15 protein-coding genes and 3 pseudogenes are annotated in these 17,457 nt (G+C 69.1%); 11 read left to right on the top strand and 7 right to left on the bottom strand.

What is annotated here, in order from left to right:
• Nucleotides 1-22: 22 nt before the first annotated feature.
• The gene (locus AB0D93_RS35420) at nt 23-562 is read left to right on the top strand and encodes a hypothetical protein (RefSeq protein ID WP_362128779.1); all 540 of its coding nucleotides are present in this window, start codon (nt 23-25) and stop codon (nt 560-562) included.
• Between the two features lie 127 nt (nt 563-689).
• Here the strand turns inward: AB0D93_RS35420 and AB0D93_RS35415 are convergent.
• Nucleotides 690-1,041: pseudogene (locus AB0D93_RS35415) on the bottom strand (chloride channel protein); the annotation flags it as partial.
• 568 nt (nt 1,042-1,609) lie between these two features.
• Here AB0D93_RS35415 and AB0D93_RS35410 point away from each other — a divergent pair.
• Nucleotides 1,610-2,044, top strand: coding sequence for a hypothetical protein (locus AB0D93_RS35410; RefSeq protein WP_362128776.1), 435 nt, complete (start codon nt 1,610-1,612; stop codon nt 2,042-2,044).
• A gap of 286 nt (nt 2,045-2,330) precedes the next feature.
• Nucleotides 2,331-2,963 carry a helix-turn-helix transcriptional regulator gene (locus AB0D93_RS35405; RefSeq protein ID WP_362128866.1) on the top strand — a complete coding sequence of 211 codons (633 nt, stop codon included), beginning with the start codon at nt 2,331-2,333 and terminating at the stop codon, nt 2,961-2,963.
• Between the two features lie 223 nt (nt 2,964-3,186).
• Here the strand turns inward: AB0D93_RS35405 and AB0D93_RS35400 are convergent.
• The 3 genes and pseudogenes from AB0D93_RS35400 to AB0D93_RS35390 all read right to left on the bottom strand — a co-directional run.
• Nucleotides 3,187-3,429 (bottom strand): annotated as a pseudogene (locus AB0D93_RS35400) (transposase); the annotation flags it as partial.
• A 38-nt stretch (nt 3,430-3,467) separates the two neighbouring features.
• Nucleotides 3,468-3,641 carry a hypothetical protein gene (locus AB0D93_RS35395; protein WP_362128863.1) on the bottom strand — a complete coding sequence of 58 codons (174 nt, stop codon included), beginning with the start codon at nt 3,639-3,641 and terminating at the stop codon, nt 3,468-3,470.
• Nucleotides 3,642-3,662: 21 nt separating this feature from the next.
• Nucleotides 3,663-3,809, bottom strand: a pseudogene (locus AB0D93_RS35390) (transposase family protein); the annotation flags it as partial.
• Nucleotides 3,810-4,281: 472 nt separating this feature from the next.
• Between AB0D93_RS35390 and AB0D93_RS35385 the strand changes: the two are divergent.
• From AB0D93_RS35385 to AB0D93_RS35370, 4 genes are all read left to right on the top strand, one after another.
• On the top strand, nt 4,282-4,686 hold the full coding sequence (locus AB0D93_RS35385) for a PaaI family thioesterase (protein ID WP_362128773.1): 405 nt from the start codon (nt 4,282-4,284) through the stop codon (nt 4,684-4,686).
• Complete coding sequence (locus AB0D93_RS35380; RefSeq protein WP_362128770.1) at nt 4,679-5,356, top strand: TetR/AcrR family transcriptional regulator; 678 nt, start codon at nt 4,679-4,681, stop codon at nt 5,354-5,356. Before AB0D93_RS35385 ends, AB0D93_RS35380 begins: the two co-directional genes overlap by 8 nt.
• Nucleotides 5,357-6,015: 659 nt before the next feature.
• Complete coding sequence (locus AB0D93_RS35375) at nt 6,016-6,411, top strand: hypothetical protein (protein WP_362128767.1); 396 nt, start codon at nt 6,016-6,018, stop codon at nt 6,409-6,411.
• Between the two features lie 715 nt (nt 6,412-7,126).
• The gene (locus AB0D93_RS35370; protein WP_362128764.1) at nt 7,127-8,020 is read left to right on the top strand and encodes a phosphorothioated DNA-binding restriction endonuclease; all 894 of its coding nucleotides are present in this window, start codon (nt 7,127-7,129) and stop codon (nt 8,018-8,020) included.
• A 45-nt stretch (nt 8,021-8,065) separates the two neighbouring features.
• On the opposite strand, the gene AB0D93_RS35365 is transcribed toward AB0D93_RS35370, so the two are convergent.
• From AB0D93_RS35365 to AB0D93_RS35355, 3 genes are all read right to left on the bottom strand, one after another.
• Nucleotides 8,066-8,722 carry a hypothetical protein gene (locus tag AB0D93_RS35365; protein ID WP_362128761.1) on the bottom strand — a complete coding sequence of 219 codons (657 nt, stop codon included), beginning with the start codon at nt 8,720-8,722 and terminating at the stop codon, nt 8,066-8,068.
• An 86-nt stretch (nt 8,723-8,808) separates the two neighbouring features.
• Nucleotides 8,809-9,267 (bottom strand): NUDIX hydrolase, encoded by a 459-nt coding sequence (locus tag AB0D93_RS35360; protein ID WP_362128758.1) that lies wholly within the window; start codon nt 9,265-9,267, stop codon nt 8,809-8,811.
• Nucleotides 9,268-9,442: 175 nt separating this feature from the next.
• On the bottom strand, nt 9,443-12,658 hold the full coding sequence (locus AB0D93_RS35355) for a helix-turn-helix domain-containing protein (RefSeq protein ID WP_362128755.1): 3,216 nt from the start codon (nt 12,656-12,658) through the stop codon (nt 9,443-9,445).
• A gap of 295 nt (nt 12,659-12,953) precedes the next feature.
• Here AB0D93_RS35355 and AB0D93_RS35350 point away from each other — a divergent pair, with 295 nt between their 5' ends.
• The 4 genes from AB0D93_RS35350 (at nt 12,954) to AB0D93_RS35335 (ending at nt 16,916) form a co-directional block, all read left to right on the top strand.
• Nucleotides 12,954-13,346 (top strand): peptidase inhibitor family I36 protein, encoded by a 393-nt coding sequence (locus tag AB0D93_RS35350; RefSeq protein ID WP_362128753.1) that lies wholly within the window; start codon nt 12,954-12,956, stop codon nt 13,344-13,346.
• 242 nt (nt 13,347-13,588) lie between these two features.
• Nucleotides 13,589-14,380 carry a hypothetical protein gene (locus tag AB0D93_RS35345; RefSeq protein WP_362128750.1) on the top strand — a complete coding sequence of 264 codons (792 nt, stop codon included), beginning with the start codon at nt 13,589-13,591 and terminating at the stop codon, nt 14,378-14,380.
• A 375-nt stretch (nt 14,381-14,755) separates the two neighbouring features.
• Nucleotides 14,756-14,953, top strand: a complete 198-nt coding sequence (locus AB0D93_RS35340; protein ID WP_362128747.1) for a hypothetical protein — start codon at nt 14,756-14,758, stop codon at nt 14,951-14,953.
• 703 nt (nt 14,954-15,656) lie between these two features.
• Entirely contained in the window at nt 15,657-16,916 is a 1,260-nt protein-coding gene (locus AB0D93_RS35335) for a SpoIIE family protein phosphatase (RefSeq protein ID WP_362128744.1), read from the top strand.
• Nucleotides 16,917-17,457 lie beyond the last annotated feature (541 nt).

Here is a 17,457-nt window from a genome sequence, read left to right as displayed (position 1 = left end):
ATCGTGCAGGGATCATGTGTGGGTGCCGTCCATCGAAACAGCAGCCCGCAACCTGCAGGACACTACGGCTCTGTGGAGCATCGGTGCAGTACGCGCAATCGAGGTCGTCGGCGCCGCAGGCAACGCACTCGACGCCGGGCTCGACAGCCCCACACTTCAGACGCTGGCGTTGCTGGCGTTGTGCACACCCGGCGAGGCCGACGACGTCGTGCCCGTCATCCTTCCTACTGTGTTCGAAGAACTGGGCCTCCCCTTCTGTCCGGTGGGAAGCGTTGCCGCCCAGGAAGTCGCAGCACGAGCACTTGCAGCACGGATACTGGCCGGCGAGCTGACACCACGGGAACTGGCCCGCCAGATCAACCAGTACATCGGATACGAGCTGCCCGTCGCTGAACGGCTCGCACTGCTCGACTATGCGTATCAGGACCTCGAAGAAGAGCACCAATCCCTCGAGGACCGCGACAGAACGCTTGCGAAAGTCGACGCAGAGGTCACGACTGAGGCTCGTCGGGTGACGCAACAGCCTCAAGGTCCCTCGCTACCCACGGACTCACCGACCTGAAGCACACCAATCACCCGCGAGCTCACGCTGAACCAGCTTCGGTTTACTCGAACTTTCGCATCCGATGCAATTGGCGGCGCTCGGAACATCGGTACAGGGCGTCGCGGACCGTCAGCGCCGCGGCCGGGGAGCCGGGGGCGGGGGTGTCGGTGTCGACGCCGCGGCGGCGGAGTTGGCGGTGTAGATGGTTTCGCCGGTGAGCAGGCGGCTGGCGCCGGTGGCCAGCACGATGGCTGCCATCAGGGGCAGGATGATCGTGTATTCGCCGGTGAGTTCGAACAGGATGATGACGGCGGTGATGGGGGCGCGGGCGGCGCCGGCGAAGACCGAGCCCATGCCGATCAGGCCGTAGGTGCCGGCCGGGCCGGCGAGGTGGGGCAGGAGGTGGCGGGCGGTCTGGCCGAAGGCGGAGCCGAGCATGGCGCCGATGAACAGGGTGGGGCGAAGACGCCGCCGGAGCCGCCGATGCCAATGGTGAGCCCTGCGAGCCGCCGAGAAGCGGGGCACCGGATGCTGCGACCACGGCCGGGCCACAGGAGTCTCTCTCCGCTCCCGGCGGCCGTTCGGGCACCCAGCAGAGCGCAAGCCAGCCACCTGGGCACAGCTCTCCACCGAGCAGCAGGAACGGCTCTCACAGCTGGGCGTGACGCCGCTCGAGATGCTGTCCCCAGCAACCAGCCGCCACGAGCGCGACGAAGGGTCCGGGGAAGGTACAGCAACACCAAGACAAGGCGCGACAAGGTCAACACGGAGCAGTTCGACGCACTCCGAGAGCTCGGCATCGACTAGGCGTGACACCGACGCTTGCGCTGCCTGGCGTACGGCCGGCCCGGATCAAGCGAGGCTCCGGGAGCCGGGAGGGCCCGGAGGCCTCGTGCCGTTCGCGTCGTCCTCCGCGGGCCCGCTAACGCGAGGCAGTGGCAGCCGGCCCTTGCGGTGTCAAGCCCCGAAAACCCGGCGCATGACCCCGCAGGGGTGGCTCCGGCCTACTGGAACCGAGGCCAAGGACGCCAGATGAGCGCCCTTCACTACCAGCGGGAGACATCCATGGCTCGCACGTTCCGGAAGAACGCGGTCCGCCTGAGGGTCGCGACGATCGCGGCGACGGCCGCGGCGGTCACGGGAGGCGTCGTCCTCCCCGCCACCACGGCGATGGCAGCCCCGAGGACCGAGGCACCCACCGCCTCGCCGGTGGATCCGGTAGACCCCCCGATGGGCCCCTTCCCGGCGGACCCCCCGCCCCCGGTGCAGCCCGAGCAGCCGGACGATTCTGTGGACCCCAGCACCATCCTCGACAAGGGCATCACCGGGGACCCCCCGCCCCCGGCGCAGCCCGACAATCCGGTGGACACGCCCGAAAAGGCCCCGCCCAACCCCTACGAGGAGCCGGAGGGCCCCTCGGCCGACCCCCCGGCGCAGCCTGAGCAGCCGGACGATCCGGTGGACCCCAGCACCATCCTCGAGAAGGGCATCACCGGCTGAGAGCGACGACGGCGGTGAGCCGGGGTCCGGTACCCGGCACCGCCCCGGGCAGCCGCGAGCGGAGCCGTCAGTGCCCGCCGACCTGGACCGGCAGCGCCCCGGCCGACGCCGCCAGCACCTCCCGACGCCAGCGTCCAGCGACTCCGGCACCGCGGCGCCCTCCCCCGCCGTTACCCCCGAGGGCTTTCACGGAAAGCTACCACCGGTACACCCACAGTACGCAGAAAGTACGCAATTGGTACGGGAAAGTACGCTCGGGCCGGTAGGACGGGGACGGAGGTGTTTCATGTCCGAGTCGTTCGATGCCGTGGACGCGCTGGTCGCGACCCGGTCCCCGCTGCCGCCGCCGGCGGAGCGCAGGCGGTTGCGCCAGGCTCACGCGCTCGCCCTGGACGAGGTGGCCGCCGCGCTGCAGTTGCGGCGGGCGACCGTCGACGGCTGGGAGTCGGGCAAGACCGAGCCCAGGCCACCGGAGCGAGAGGCCTACGCACGCCTGCTGCAACAGCTCGCCACCCTCTACCACACCCCCGAGAGCACCGGTGCCGAGCAGGAGGACACCGCGGGGCCGCAGCCCGCTGCGGCACCCGCAGCCCAAGCCACGGCCGCAGCGCCGTCGACGCCGACGGCGAGCCCGACGAAGGCACCGCCGAGCGAGGCACCGGACAGCACGGCCACCGCCCGGGCCGGGCCAGAGGATGCCCCCTCCGCTCCCCCAGCGGCCGTCCGGGCACCGGCCGCCGCGCCGGGCCCGCGTGCCGAGCGCGAATCGCGGGGCTCGCGCCGTCCGGGGGCGACGAAAGCCGCCCCGGCGAACACGCCCGCGCCCGGCGGTGTGTACCCGCACGGCCCGCTGCTCGTCCTCGACGCGGCCACCGAGAGCGGCGCACGGTGTTGCGGGCCAGTCCCAGGCGGCGGCTGATGGCCCGCATCGCAATGCGTTGTTCGAGCAGAGCGTGAACGGCCTTGGGCTGTTCGCGAACTCGGTCGGACAGGCGGCCGGTGGTCCGCGGCCCTGCGGGAGCCAGGGCGACGTCCAGCCCTTCCAGCGCCGCGGCCGCCGCAGCAGTGGTGGTGTCTTGGGGCTCGCGCAGCAGAGCACGGTGCTGGACGACGGCCTTCTCGACGCCCTCGGCGAGGTCCGACCAGATGGGCCACCAATCTGCGACGTGCCCCGCATCCGGGGCGCCGAGGCGTCCGGCCTCGGCGTGAGCGGTGCAACGGTCTCTGCAGATCACCTCGACACCGGGATGCCCCGCGATCCACCGGGCCACAGTGGCAGTGGTGCGGTCCGGCAGCAGGCCGACGGGGTGGTGTGTCTCGATGCCGAGCAGGATGGTGCCGTAGTTGTGCCCCTTGCGCAGCGCGAAGTCGTCGACCCCGAGCACCCGCGGTGTCGACGTCCCGGGGTCCTGCAGGCGGCGGATCAGTCGTAACCGGGCCGACGGCTCACCTTGGCCGCCAGCGCGTGGGCCAGGCGGGAACCGGCCCGGCCGGTCGGCATCACCGCCACCCGTTCCAGCACTCTCTGCAGCCCGGCACTGCGTCTGCCGTGGCGGAACGTCAGCCCGTCGACCTGCTCGGCGAACGTCGCCTGCAAGCAGCCCTGTTGAGAGCAGCGAAACCGCCGGACCTGTAACTCGATCAGCACCGGGCGGCCGCCGACCGCGCTGTCGGCAAGCCGACGAACATACCGGCTGTGCACTCGCACCGACGCCGTTCCGCACGCGGGACACGCAGCCCGCTTCGCAGCCGTCCGGGCCCGCACCACCACCGACTCGCCGTTGGATACGACACTTTCGACCACACACCTTCGACCTGGTGGAACCACAGGTCCTCGAGGAGTACATCAGCCACGGCCGTTCATGATCGCGGCTGTGGTGCCCCCGCCCGTGGCTCCAGCACTGAAAGTGATCCAGAACCACGATTCAGGCGTCGCCGACAGCGGACCGCGTGGAAGACATCCGGGCATGCCCTGGAGGCTGCCCGAGCCGATGCTCACCACCGCCTTGAACAACCCTGTCCTGACGCCGGGGCGGGCTGCCGAGCCGAAGTGGGGCGGTTCTCCGGACACTTGGAGTTGTCTCATCCGGGTGACAGCTCGGCGCTGTCAGCACGCCTCGGATCGCCACCGGAAGACCGCGCAGCCCTGCAGCCTCGCGCCACAGGCGTGGACGCGAACCGTGACGTCCGCATAACATGTCACCGTTAACTTAACGGTGACAACCTGAGGAGCCGCGATGACCATCACCGCGCAAGACGTCTACACCTTGGCGCCGTTCGCCAGGACGCTCGGGATACGCTTCGGATCCCTCAAGGCCGACGCCGTCACCGCGCAACTCGCCTACACGCCCGAGCAGTCCACCATCGGCGCCGCGATGCACGGCGGGGCACTGATGGGGCTGGCCGATGTAGCCGGCGCCGTGTGCGCCACACTGAACGGGACCGCCGGCACCGTCCCCGCGACCATGGAATCCACCACCCACTTCCTGCGGCCCGTACACGGCACCGGCGCCTTCGCGACCTCCCGCCCGCTGCACGTCGGCAAGTCAACGGTCGCCGTGGAAATCGACATCAGGGATGACAAGGACCGGCTCTGCGTCCGCGTCACTCAGCTCGTCGCCCTCCGGAGGCGCCATGACTGAGGGACCCGGCCAGACCACGGCCGACGGCCGCGCCAGCACAACCGAAGGCCGTCGGCGCAGTCGCGCCAAGCGAGGCCACGGCGGCCGGCTGAGGGACGAGCTGATCGAAGCAGCCGGCACGCTGCTCGACGACGCCGGCGAGGACGGCGTGACCATCCGTGCGGTGGCACAGGCTGTCGGGGTCAGCACCCCCTCGGTATATCTGCACTTCGACAACCGGCTCGAACTGCTGCACACCGTGTGCCTCGGGGTCTGGGACGAGCTCGGCCGACGGATGCTGAGCATCAGCGCCCAGACCACCGACCCGTTCGCCGAACTCCACCAGCGCAGTGTCGCCTACATCAGGTTCGGGCTCGAGCATCCCCTGCGCTACCGCCTGGTCGCGACGGGACCCGCGACAGCCGCCACTGAGCAGGTCGCCGACGCCTGCTTCCGATTCCTGCGGGAAACGGTGCAGCGATGCGCCGACGCCGGCGTGCTCCACGGCGATGTGACGGCGCTGACCCGGGCCATCTGCGCGTGCCTGCACGGTGCCGTCTCGCTGCTGATCCTCCAGCCGACCTCGAAATGGCCCGACGACATTCCCCAGTACGCAGACGATGCCGCCACCCTCGCCTGCCACGGCGCCGCCGCCCTCTCACGCGCGCACCATGGCCGCCACGAAACGTGAACTGCTCTGCCCTGGACAACGCTCCACTCCGCCTCGCCGGCGTTCTCATCGGCCGACGACCGGCGCAGCGGCCGGTGGCCGGCCCGCGCAGGCCGGAAAACGGCTCGCCATCCACCCCCTTGCGGCAGTGCCGGCGCAATTCGCCGCGCTGTGGTGCGGGAGCGGAACCGGCAGGCGTTTGAGCGGCATCAGCGACGTCTCACACGGCGCGGGTCCGGTACGGCCGAGCAGCGCGCCAGCAGCCGGCCCACCACATGGTCTTCGACTGCGGTGCGCCCTCACCCCTCTCCATCGCCTCCGCGGCTTGCGCGTCGGCCGCGTCCCGGCAGAAGCTCCGGCGACTTCGCTCTCCGTCCCGCACGGCGGAGAGCGCCGCTGGCCCGGCGTACTGGGAGGCGTACGTGCTGACGCCTAAGGTTGTCCGTGGGCGTCAGGGCGTGGCGTTGCGTCAGCGCCCGTGTCAGAAACTTCGATTGTTCTGCCTCGCGTGCCGGAGCACGGCCCGCTTCCGTTGGAGTGAAGAACGCGACGAGCCGCTGCCCTCCACGCCTCAACCCGTCATGGTTTCTCTGAGGCAAATCACGGCCGAAGGGAGCAGGGTTGTGCATGTGAGGCGTATCGGAACAATCTTGAGCGCTGCGGCGCTCACCATGCTGGTCATGCCGACGAACGCGCACGCCACAGCAGTCGCCTGCGGCGGTGGGGTGTCGACCGGCCGGGTGGCCGTCAACGGCTGCATCAGCGCCCAACGCGGAAAGGAAGGCCGAATCTACACGCGGGAGATCACGGCGTACATCAAGGCGCGCAACACGGGGCCGAGACCGGTGAACGTCTCCTACGAGGCGTTCTTTCGTGTCGTCGACGGTGGTCACTGGGTGAAGTTGGGCAGCGGTCGCACCTATGTCCCGGCAGGCGGGACCGTCGAACCCACGCAGGTGGGAAGCTCGACCCGGGTGTGCGGGCCCGTGAAGGTCGAGATTCGCGTACACGCCCGTGCCGACAAGGCCGCCTGGAGCGGGTGGTCCGCCGCCGGCACGGCGCAGTGCCAAACCTGAGCGGCCAAACTGCGACCGCTCCGCTGTATACGGCAACTCCCGGCCAAAGGCTGTCCCGTATGTCCGACGCGTGCGTCGGGTGCGAGGCAGGGCTCGTTGGCTGAACCCTGCCGGAAGACGGCAAGGTTCAGTCATGTCCTGGTACCGGAACATGCCGTTTGCAACAGGCAACCCCGCAAGTACGGTTGGCCGGGTCCAAGCCCATCCGCCGATCCTGATGACGATCGGAGGCGATTACCGGGGGGATGATGGGTTACGAACGGCAGCGCGAGCATGAACGTGACAAGGCCCAGGCCCGCCGCCTGCGTGAGGCGGCGCTCCCACCGCCGCAGACACGGCCAGAGTTCCCACCGCCACCCAAGCCGTCACTCGCCCTCGGCGTCAACTCGTCGACAAACGCGGCCCGTTGGAGCCCACGGCAACCCGCAACTGCCCTCACGGCCGGCCCCTCATGGCTCGCGCTCCCCAGTCTCCCCACACCCTTCAAAACCAGATCAACCGAGGAGGAAGAGCAGCTCTGGCCGAATCCAGGAAGTCTCATCACCTGGACTGCCACGCCTGCCACCAGCCGTACGAGTGCCCGGACCTGACCGCCTGCGCCACCCACGACGCGGTCCTCTGCTCCCTGTGCCTGAGCACCGACACGGTCGGAGACCACTGCGTAGGCCGCGACCACACACCGGGCACCCGAGAGGTCCGTCTACGATCGACCGTCATGGACTGGCTGGAGCGGACCACGAAGCTGAGACAGTGGACCAGGAGCGGGACGCGCGCCCCACACAAACCGCTTCTGCTCCTGTACGCCCTCGGCCGGTTCCAGCAAGACGCGGAGAGCGACCTGCGATACAGCGCGGTGGAGCAGGACTTGCAGCGACTGCTGACCGAGTACGGCCCGCCCAACAAGACGACGCCCGCCTACCCCTTCCATCACCTCGTCAGCGACGGCGTATGGGAAGTGCGCACCGATCGCGGGCCCGGCAGTCCCGGAAGCGGAGTACAGGACCTCCGTGAGACGGGTGCCACCGGGCGGCTCGCGCCCGACCTGCGAACAGCGCTGCGACGCGATCCGCAACTGCTCGGCAGGATGGCGCGGCTGCTCCTTGATCTGCACTTTCCGCCGTCCCTGCACGGCGAGTTGTGCGAAGCCGTCGGCCTGGAGCTCGAGCCGGCGGAGACGGAATCCGTGTCGCCGGCACGCAGGCAACGGGACCGGCGGATGCGGGAGCTGGTGCTGACCGCCTACGAATACCGGTGCGCCTTCTGCGGTTACGACGGCAGGATCGGCGCGGTGCCGGTCGGGCTGGAGGCCGCCCACGTGCGATGGTGGGCGTTCGGCGGCCCCGACGCCGTCGACAACGGGCTGTGCCTGTGCTCGCTGCACCACAAGCTGTTCGACAAGGGCGTCCTGGGGGTCGGAGACGGTCACCGGGTCCTGGTCTCACAGCGCTTCGTCGGTCACAGTCCAGCCGCCCGCGAGCACGTCATAGCCCTCGCGGGCCGCCCGCTCGTCGGCCCACAACCCGGCCTGCGCCCTGTCGCTGCCGCTCACCGCGACTGGCACGCCCGCCAGGTCTTCCACGGTGAGCCGCGCTCGGCTGGGGCTGCCTGACGAATACTGAGGCGACGTCTTGGGGCCGGAAACGGGCTCGTTGCTTCAGCGGCGTGGGAAGAGGAAGGATTCGATGATCCGGGTGTCGTACTCGTAGCCGTGCACCCGGATTTCCGCGATGGCCACGAAGTCACGTTGATCCACTTCGGCGGCCAACTGTCGCGCCAGGTTACGGTCTCGCAGAAGCTGCGCCGAGCCAGCCGTACCAAATCCGTGACAGCCCATCACAATGAAGGCGGCGGTCTTGTGGGAGGGGTCGAACGGGTTTTGACAGCGCACAACCAGACCGTAGTCCTTGACGACTTTCTGGCCCTCGGAGTCGTACTCGGGCGCGTATCTCCGATTGGCGATCGTGATCGCGACCTCTTCCAGGTTGATGCTGACGGGCAAGGTGTCCTGGATGGCGCCGAAGGTCCGCCGGGAGACGTCGTTCACGGCCGGGCCGCCCAATACAAGGAGGTTCGCTGAGGAAAGTTCTGTGTCCGGCGCCTCCAACGAGTCCGTGATCTTGTACTCGATGCCGATGCTTTCGAAGATCGGAGTGAACTCCAGCAGGACTCGTACTTCGTTGATGCTCGTACGATGCGTGCTCCGGGGAAACGGCCCCTTCCGGCAGGTGAGTACGAGCTTCAAGGGGCGGCCGTTCTTGAGTATCGGCCGCCACATCCTTCGTTCCGCCCGTGTCTTCCAGGCTGCGGTCATGCGATGGGCGGTAGCCGTACCCACGACCAGGAGTAAGCCGCCGACCACCTCAGACGCAAGAGAGGGCACCCCGTTCGTCAGCACGCTCACTGCTCGGCTCGGTCTTCTCTCGCCGAGAGCAGGATCCCCGCCACCGTGGGTGCATGCGTGATCTTGCCCTCCAAGACGTGGCTGAGTGCTTCCCCGACCGGCATCCACACCAGATCGAACTCCGCGGTGCGGCGGGCATCTACGGTGAGCTTGCGCACGCGCACCAGGTGCGTGCGGTGCACGGACACCGAAAAGTCCATATCAAGGGTGAGAAGCTCGTCCGCGTCCATCCCCACACAGCCGGACTCTTCGGAAAGCTCGCGCAAGGCCGCGTCCACGAGAGGCTCCCCCTCATTGACCTTCCCCCCAGGCAATTCGAGGGTGTGGTGGCCGTGCGCCGTGCGGTCCTGGCGAATCAGCAACATCTCGCCCGTGTCGCTCACATGGAGGGCACACACTGAATCGGGGAAAATCAGTGACCCGTCGACAAGGCGCAGACTGTCCGGAAGTTGCATGGCCCCCCGCTCGATCGCGCTGCCTTTGAGGTACCAGTGGCTACCCCTCCACGAAGGTCGTCATGCCCGACAGTGGTGAGGTGCCATGCTTCGTCCGAGATCCTTCTCTTCACGGGACGGACTGGAACTCCTCTCGGTCTGCCGGCGTCACATCGCCGACGAGGCTGCATGCGGTTCAGCAGGTCCGCCGGTAGGAAACATCCGGGATGAGTGTCTTCCAGGCGGCCGTGCTCAGGCCGGATCCTGCGCGGGCGCATACGGACGCGGCCACCTGCTGAGCTGACACCGGGTAGGCGCGTGGCGGTGTATGGGCTCCATGAACGATGAGGCTTGTCCCCGCATGATTGAAGGCCAAGGAGACCACGTCGTCCCCGGCTGCGAGCAGGCTGGTCCCCAGTGGCCGGGAGGTCGCGGCGTCCCACAGCCGGACGTTCCCGCCGCCGGCGGCAGCCAGGATGCGGCCGTCCGGTGAGTAGGCGAGAGCGGAAACCGCGTGGGGTCTGCCGTCCGCCGCGTCTGCGGGCACGGCGTCGAACAGACCGAACCGGTGCTTGAACGACCGGTCCCACAGGGTCACCCAGCCCGTGCCGTCGCCGGTCGCCACGCGGCCGCCGTCACCGGAGGCGGCGTCCATAGCGGTGATCTGGCTCTCGACCGGGTAGTTGGGATCAGTGGCCGGAGGCGGCTGCCGGACTTCGTCGGTCCTCCATGCAGGGTCCAGGGCGTCCCCGACGTAGAGGGACCGGATGACGGGGCCGGTCTGGTACCCCCCTTCCATGTACCGGATCACCTTCCGGCGCGGGTCGAGGCTCGCCCCCCTGACGCGGCGGCCTTGCAGGGAATACCGGAAGACCTGGCGCGCGGGGCTGCCGAGCCGCCACAGAGCAAGAGCCCTGTTGTCTGCGACGGTCAGGAATCGGCCGTCGGCGGTCATGGACAGGCAGGTGGGCGCCGAGGCAGGAATGGACTGGCCTTCCTCTCCCGTACGCAGGCTCCAGATGTGTATCCGGTTGCCGGCGACGATGACGAGGTGTTCCTCATCCATGTGCAGCGGGTACCGCCCCAGTGCATCGCCACGCGGACCGCAGGCCAGTCGCACGGCGGAGGCCCACGATCCCCGACGAGCCAGACGACGCTGCCTGCCGCCGCCCCACACCAGCAGGTCGCCTGTCCGCGTACATACCGTCCCCAGCTGCTGATTCGTCCGCTCGGCAGCAACCCGTGCGTGATGGTGACGCGGCAGATGCCACAGCTTCGTAAAGCGGAGACCGTTGTCCAGGACAACGAACGTGTCCTCGTCGGGGCCGAAGCGAACCACTCCGTCGGAGGAGCGGAGCGGCAGTCGGGTTGCTGCGCCGGAGACCGCGTCGCGCACCTCCCAGGCATCCGAGGCACGGAACAGCAACCGCCGTGCGTCGGAGGACGCCTCCATCAGGCGGTCGTCCCCGCCGACGGGCAGGGCACGGAGGAGACGGCGGGTTGTCAGGTCCCACAGCCGCGCACGTCCCGTGCCGCCGGTCACCAGCGTGCTGCCGTCAGCGCTCAGGAAGAAGGGGTCCGACGCGTCCTTGCCGGCCGCGCGTGGCTCGGCGAAGACATCTTGATCGGGCTGGGTGGAAGCGCCCATGAGAGCCGCTCTGGCTTCCAGCGTGGGGCTGATGCGCCATGCGGCCACGCTGAGGCGGAGAGCGGTGAGCGGGTCGGCGTACCGCATGCTTTCGGCGACCGCTGCGGCGCGCCGGGATGCCGCGTCGGCCAGCCGCTGTTGCGCCGTCCGGTCCCGCTGCCACGCCACCAGGCCGGCCATCATCGCCAAGACCGCGACCGCGGAGACAGCCACGTGCAGTCGTCGAAATCGTCGAGCCGTTCGCCATGCCACGCGCTGTTCCTGTTCGCGTGCGGCGATGCTGGCGTCAAGGAAAGTACGCTCGGCCGGGATCAGGTCCGCGCGACGCCCGGCGAAGCCCTCCTCGGCTGCTGCCAGCCGCGTGCCGCGATACAGCGCGCCGGGGTCGTGGTCGAGGTCGTTCCACGTGCGGGCGGCTTCGGTGAGCTGACGGTGGACTCGCAGGCGCTCCCGGGCTTCGTCGATCCAGAGGCGCAGCCGCGGCCAGGCCGTGATCAGCGCTTCGTGCGCGAGGTTGACCGTCTGCCCGTCGAGCGTCACAAGGCGGGCCTTGACCAGCCGCTCCAGAACCTCACTGGTGGCCGTGGAGCCCTCGGTGTCGTCCGTGCCCAGTTCCTCGGACGACACGGGCCGGCAGGTGTCCTGCGTGCCTTCCCCTGGAGTGATCAGCCGGAGGAGGATGTGCTGGGCTGATCGGGCCTCGTGCGGGGACAGACGGGTGTAAAGCTGTTCCGCGGTCTGGGCGAGAGCGCCCGCGACGCCACCGGCGGCCTCGTAGGCCGTGAGGGTGAGGGTACGTCCCTTTCGCCGGCGCCAGGTCTCCAGCAGAGCGTGGGACATCAACGGCAGCCCGCCGGGTTTCTCGGTGACGTCCTTGATGATCCGCGCGGTCAGGTCCCGCTCGACGATCAGGCCGGCGGCAGTCGCGGGTCTGACGATCGCCTGGCGTAGTTCGGTGGGGCTCATCGGGCCGACGAGCAGGGTGGCGCCGCGCAGCGCGGCGGCCCAGGCATGGTGGTCGGCGCAGTGGCCGAAGAAGTCCGCGCGTACGGCGATCAGGACCCGCACCTTGTTCTCGGCGTTCGTCGCGGTCAACAGCCGGTCCAGGCAGGCCCGTCGTTCCGCAGGGTCGGCGCAGAGGGTGAACAGCTCCTCGAACTGGTCAACCACGACAACCGTGTCCCCGCGCTCGTCGCTCGCTCTCATCACGGTGGCGATGGCGGACATGGGCCGGGGACCGGGGGTGAGGATGCGGATGGCCGCCGGCCGGCGGTTGGTGGCTGTCTCGCTCTGCAGCAGAGGGATCAGCCCTGCACGCAGCAGTGAGGACTTGCCGCTTCCGGAAGCCCCGACCACGGCGACCAGACGGTGGGCATGCACCCGCTCGGCAAGCTGCGCCACGAGCTCGTCCCGGCCGAAGAACATCTCTGCGTCGGCGGCTTCGAAACGGGCCAGCCCACGGTAGGGCGCCTGCGTATCGTCGCCCGGCTCCGGCGTGGAAGCCTCCAGGGCCACCGCGCGCCAGCGCTGTTCCCACGCCGCTTCGTCTGCGCCGCACGCTCGGACATAGGCGAGCGCGACATCAAGAGACGGCAGGTTCTCCCCCGCAGCCGCTCGCGAGAGCGTTGCCACCGAATAGCCAGCGCGCTGCGCCATGGTCCGGTAGGTCAGACCTCCGGCTTCCTGGCGCAGCTTGCGTAACTCGAAAGCGAACGACTGGACCGGACCCGCCGCCGGATCCAGCGCACCTTCGCGACGCCCCATCCGTGATCCCCCGCTGACGACTTCGGCCGGTGAGGGACCACCCTCGCACCGCCCTGAGCCACTTGCAACGCCTCTGAACAGCGCGTTTCAGCCGATTGCGGCATGCAGTCAACGGCCCGGAGATTTGTTGCACGCGACGGTGGAGAGGTGCGCAACAACGACGGGGCGCAGAACTCTGGTGCGTGGTCGGCGTCAGACAGCACGCCGATATCGACCACTGATCACACTGATGCGGAACGCCGCTGTGCAGTCCCTGTGTGATCCGCCGTTCCCGTTTCGATGGAGGGGTATCGCAATGAAGCTCCGCTCCCGTCTCACCGCGGCAGCAGCTGCCGTGGCGTTCACGGCTGTTGGCGCGATCGCCGGCACCACTGGCACCGCCGCTGCCGACAACGCCTCACCACAGGCGCAGCAGTGCGTCGCCGGCTACTACTGCGTGTGGACGCTCGACAGCTACGAAGGAACCCGGTTCAAGTTCCAGTACAGCAACCCGAACTGGCTCGCGACCTCACAGTCCGGGGCCTACCACAACGACCAGTCCTCCTGGAACTCGGGGACCAGCGGGCTGGGCGTCTACCTCATCGGGGACGGTGGACGGATTCTCGGCTGCCTCCCGCGAGGTCATGGCTGGTGGCACCACAACCCCGCGAACCGAGGCGAAGGCAACCGGTGGACGAGCAACTGCTGACAGGCACTCGGGCGAACAGGTAAGAGCAGTTCTCCCTGGGCGGCAGACTGCCGCCCAGGGAGTTCTCTGGCCCATTCACGACGCAAAGGCCGGTTTTCATGCGCATACTTGACTACCGAATCCGACCAGCCGTGGCCGTGGTTTCCGCGTGCTGCATGGTCCTCTGTGGTGCCGTCGCCGGCTGCCACACCGCATCGTCCCGCGTCCCCGCTCCCGCCGTTGGCACGATCTCCGGTGCACGCATGGAGAAGCTGACTCAAGAGGGCAAGCAGAAGCTCCTCTTCGACGCTCAGGAAGAAGCCGTCAGCCGCTGTATGACGGCACGAGGCTGGCGCTATCGGCCCGTCCCCTGGCAGCCACCGGCACCGGAGCCCGTCGCGCAGGACCCCCGCCATGGTGATGACGTGGCGCTGCACCGCGCCGTGGGCTATGGAGTCGCCACCACGGCCACGAGTCGGTCGGCCGACCCCAATGAGGACTACGTCCAGCGCCTGTCCAACGACAACCGCCAGAAGTACTCCGAGGCCCTCTTCGGCACGCCCCGGCACCAGTTGGACATCACCCTGCCCAACGGGGAAGTCACCTTCGTCTACACGGACGGATGCACGAGCCGAGCAGAGCAGAGTGTCTACGGCGACCTGAAGTCCTGGGTCCTCGCCGACACGGTGGTCGTCAATCTCCGTTTCGAGATAGAGGACCATGTCCGGCGCGACCCCAGGGTCGTCGCGTCGGACCGGCGCTGGAGCGCGTGCATGGCGGCCCTCGGGTACCACTACCGTACTCCCGATGACGCCAGGCGCCGATTCACAGGCTCGGGCAACAAGCCCTTGCCCACCAAGGCAGTTGCGGTTCGGAAGTCGGAGATGGCGCAGGCTCTCGACGACGCCCGGTGCGATCGGCGGGTCAGGAGAGCGCGGCTCGTCCGGGCTCTCGATCGGCACTACAGCGAGCAAGTTGCCCAGCAGCGCGCCACACAGATCCTGGCGTACCAGGATCTGGTCAGCCGGGCATTGACCAAGGTCGGTCGGCGGTAGCGCAGTTGCACCGCTGGCTCGTGTTCGCAAAGTCGGGGCAGCCATACGGGCCGAGCCATGCACGAGACTTGTGGATCAGCGCTGTGAGGGACGCCGCGGGCGTACCTCCCCGAATGAAGGGCACGCGCATGCTCAGCGCAGTCACCGACCAGGGCTCCACCGATTCCGGTTCCTGGTCGACGGGATCGTGCGCGAGGGTGCGCGCTGGATGCTCGCCGCCGCCCCGGAGGCCGGTGCCACAAGTCGCCGGCGTTCTCCGAGGCGCTGCCGCTGCTGTATCTGCACAGCCTGCATCTGCATGGCCTGCCGTCCGAGGGCTTCGTCCAGGCGCTGGAGCAGTTCCGCGGCAGTGCGGCGAGACTGTCGGCGGCGACCGTGACGTGGCTGACGTGGCTGACGAAGCAGGGGCAGGACGATCACGCCACACCACGGGTGCGTGTGGGCTGGCGGGTGCACGCCGAGGGCCGGCTCGGGCAGGCAGACAGGTGCGTGCTGGTCCCGCTCGGTGTCCGGCTGGACGGGACCAAGGCGCCGATCGGGCCGGCTCCCCAGAAGACCCACGCGAGCCCGTGACCGATGGTGCGGTGAGGACGTGGCTGATAGCGGCACCGACCTGGGCGGCGATGCGGGAAAGGCGGTAGCTGTCCTGCGTCCGGGATCGGCCGTTGGACACCCGGTTCCTGCACGGGCCAGCGCCATCGCCCGGTCGGACCCGCACTCCCTGCCCGTCGCGCCACTCACCGTGCCCGGCCGGGCGCTGGGTGTAGTGCGTTTCTGCCGACGCCGGGACGAGGAACCCTTCGCGGAGGACGATGTGGCGCCGGCGTCGGACCGCTGCGGCGGCCGCGCGGCCGCAGGCTGGGGCGCGGAGAAACCGACGCTGCTGAAGGGCAACGGCCGCCTCGTGCTCCGCTCCGCTGAGCACTGCACGGAAGTCGGCGGGTACTGCGGCTGGCGGTGGGGGCGCGACGGCCGGACGGCAGACCCTGCGCCGGCTCACCAGCACGGACGAGGGTCTGAGTCCTGCTCTTCCCTACAGGCTGCTGGAGTGGGCCCGACGACAGCAGGACACCGTGAGAGAACAAGTAACCGGCCAGTAGGTTCGGCTGTGACCGATGGCTCCAGGTCCCCCCGGTCTCGCACGCGAGGCGGACCCGATCACGGCGTCGTCCGATGAGCCTACGCCGCTGCCACCCGCTGCCCACGAGCGAGCTCGGCAGGCGCGGGAGCGGGACCTTTCGTAGATTGAGGAGCGAGCGAGTGGCAGGGAATGCGTGTGACACCGGAGATCGACTACCCAGGGGTGTTCGCCGCCCTTCCGAGCCCGTGCCTGGTGCTCGGCACGGACCTGGTGATCGTCGACGCCAACTCGGCCTTCTGCGAGGTGACCGGACGCAGCCGGGCCGAGCTGCTCGGCCAGTACCTGTTCGACGTCTTCCCGGACAATCCCACCGACCCGGCGGCCGACGGGGTGGAGACGCTGAAAGCCTCACTGCACCGTGTCCTGTCCTCCCGCCAGACCGATCACATGGCGTTGCAGAAGTACGACATCCCGGTCCCCGGCAACCGCGAGGTGTTCAAGGAGCGGTGGTGGACCGCGATCAACGTGCCCGTCCTCGGCCCGGACGGAAGCGTCGCCTGGATCATCCACCGCTCTGAGGACATGACCGACGTCGTCCGCGCCCGCCGCACCACGCACCAGCCCGCGGTCAGCCCCGGCCGGGAAGCGGCCATGGAAGCCGAGCTGTACGCCCGGGCCCGGCAACTGCAGCAGCTCAACGAGGAACTGCGACAGGCCCACGCCCGTGAACGGCGCATCGCCGTCGCCCTCCAAGAAGCCATGCTCCACTCCCCGGACCTGGCCCGGCACCCGAACATCGCCGTGCGCTACCTGCCCGCAACCGGATCACTGAACGTGTGCGGCGACTGGTACGACGCGGTCGACCTGCCCGCGGACCGCTTCACCGTCACCGTCGGCGACGTCGTCGGCCACGGACTGACGGCCGCCACCGTCATGGGCAGGCTGCGCAGCGCACTGAGCGCCGCCACCCGCACCGTCCACGGCCCCGCCCAAGCACTGGAGGTCCTGGGTCTGTACGCGCGCTCGGTCGACGGAGCCCTGGCCGCCACCGCCGTCCAGGTCCTCGTCGACTGCCACAGCCACCTGCTCATCTACAGCAGCGCCGGCCACCCCCCGCCCATCCTCCTGCACCCCGACGGCAGCTGCGACCTGCTCGACCAGGCCACCGACCCACCACTGGGCGCCCGCCCCGAACACATCCCCCGCCCCCAGGCCAACAAGACCTACGCCCCCGGCGACACCCTCATCCTCTACACCGACGGCCTGATCGAACGCCGAGACGAGGACATCGACACCGGCCTGACCCGTCTGATCTCCACGCTCGCCACCTGCACCGAGTTCGGCGCGGAACACCTTGCCGACGCCCTCCTCGCCCGGCTGGGCCTCGCCAGCGGCGCAGGCGACGACATCGCGATCGTCGTCGTCCGCCTGGACCGGACGACCCGACCGTTCTGATCAGGACGATGCCGTCGTCGGTGATCCTGCGGCCGTGGGGATGGGCGGCCGGCTCGGCGCGGTCGTAGCCCAGCACATCTGGGAAGACGGTCCCGGGTCGCGATCCCCTCTCCTCGGCGGTCGTCGGATGACGTCGCCCGGGGCCGGAAGTCATGTACTCCATTCGGCGGTATTGGGGTTACGAACAGTGCCGTCGGGCGTTGAACGTGTATGAGCGGAAGTCATAAGCGGAAGCGGTCGGCGTCGCGAGCGTTCGAGCAGGTGCAAGCGCAGCTGGCTCGGGCGGCCGCTGCGATGGCCGTGCGGAAGCAGTCGCCGCGGGGGGACCTGGAAGAAACGGTTCGCCCGGCAGATGAGGAGCCGGACAATGGCCGTGGTACGGCGGCACCGTCCGGCTTGAGCTGAGGTCATTCGTCCGCCTCACTCCTTCGCGCTTCCCGGCCCTCGACGGTGGGTGCGGCGCCTCCTTCTTGACCTTGTGCTTCCCCTGTGGCATGTGCGGCAGAGGTCGGTCCACGACTCGGCAGACCCGCAGGGACGA

Origin of the sequence: Streptomyces sp. NPDC048191, from assembly GCF_040652655.1 — a bacterium.
GTDB lineage: Bacteria > Actinomycetota > Actinomycetes > Streptomycetales > Streptomycetaceae > Streptomyces.
This window is presented reverse-complemented; position numbering and strand designations above follow the sequence as displayed.

Coding starts and splice junctions, on each gene's coding strand:
- AB0D93_RS35360 (WP_362128758.1), bottom strand. CDS start 9,267: ATGCAACTTCCGGACAGTCTGCGCCTTGTCGACGGGTCACTGATTTTC.
- AB0D93_RS35345 (WP_362128750.1), top strand. CDS start 13,589: ATGGAGAAGCTGACTCAAGAGGGCAAGCAGAAGCTCCTCTTCGACGCT.
- AB0D93_RS35410 (WP_362128776.1), top strand. CDS start 1,610: ATGGCTCGCACGTTCCGGAAGAACGCGGTCCGCCTGAGGGTCGCGACG.
- AB0D93_RS35355 (WP_362128755.1), bottom strand. CDS start 12,658: ATGGGGCGTCGCGAAGGTGCGCTGGATCCGGCGGCGGGTCCGGTCCAG.
- AB0D93_RS35380 (WP_362128770.1), top strand. CDS start 4,679: ATGACTGAGGGACCCGGCCAGACCACGGCCGACGGCCGCGCCAGCACA.
- AB0D93_RS35365 (WP_362128761.1), bottom strand. CDS start 8,722: ATGACCGCAGCCTGGAAGACACGGGCGGAACGAAGGATGTGGCGGCCG.
- AB0D93_RS35350 (WP_362128753.1), top strand. CDS start 12,954: ATGAAGCTCCGCTCCCGTCTCACCGCGGCAGCAGCTGCCGTGGCGTTC.
- AB0D93_RS35375 (WP_362128767.1), top strand. CDS start 6,016: ATGCCGACGAACGCGCACGCCACAGCAGTCGCCTGCGGCGGTGGGGTG.
- AB0D93_RS35385 (WP_362128773.1), top strand. CDS start 4,282: ATGACCATCACCGCGCAAGACGTCTACACCTTGGCGCCGTTCGCCAGG.
- AB0D93_RS35405 (WP_362128866.1), top strand. CDS start 2,331: ATGTCCGAGTCGTTCGATGCCGTGGACGCGCTGGTCGCGACCCGGTCC.
- AB0D93_RS35370 (WP_362128764.1), top strand. CDS start 7,127: ATGGACTGGCTGGAGCGGACCACGAAGCTGAGACAGTGGACCAGGAGC.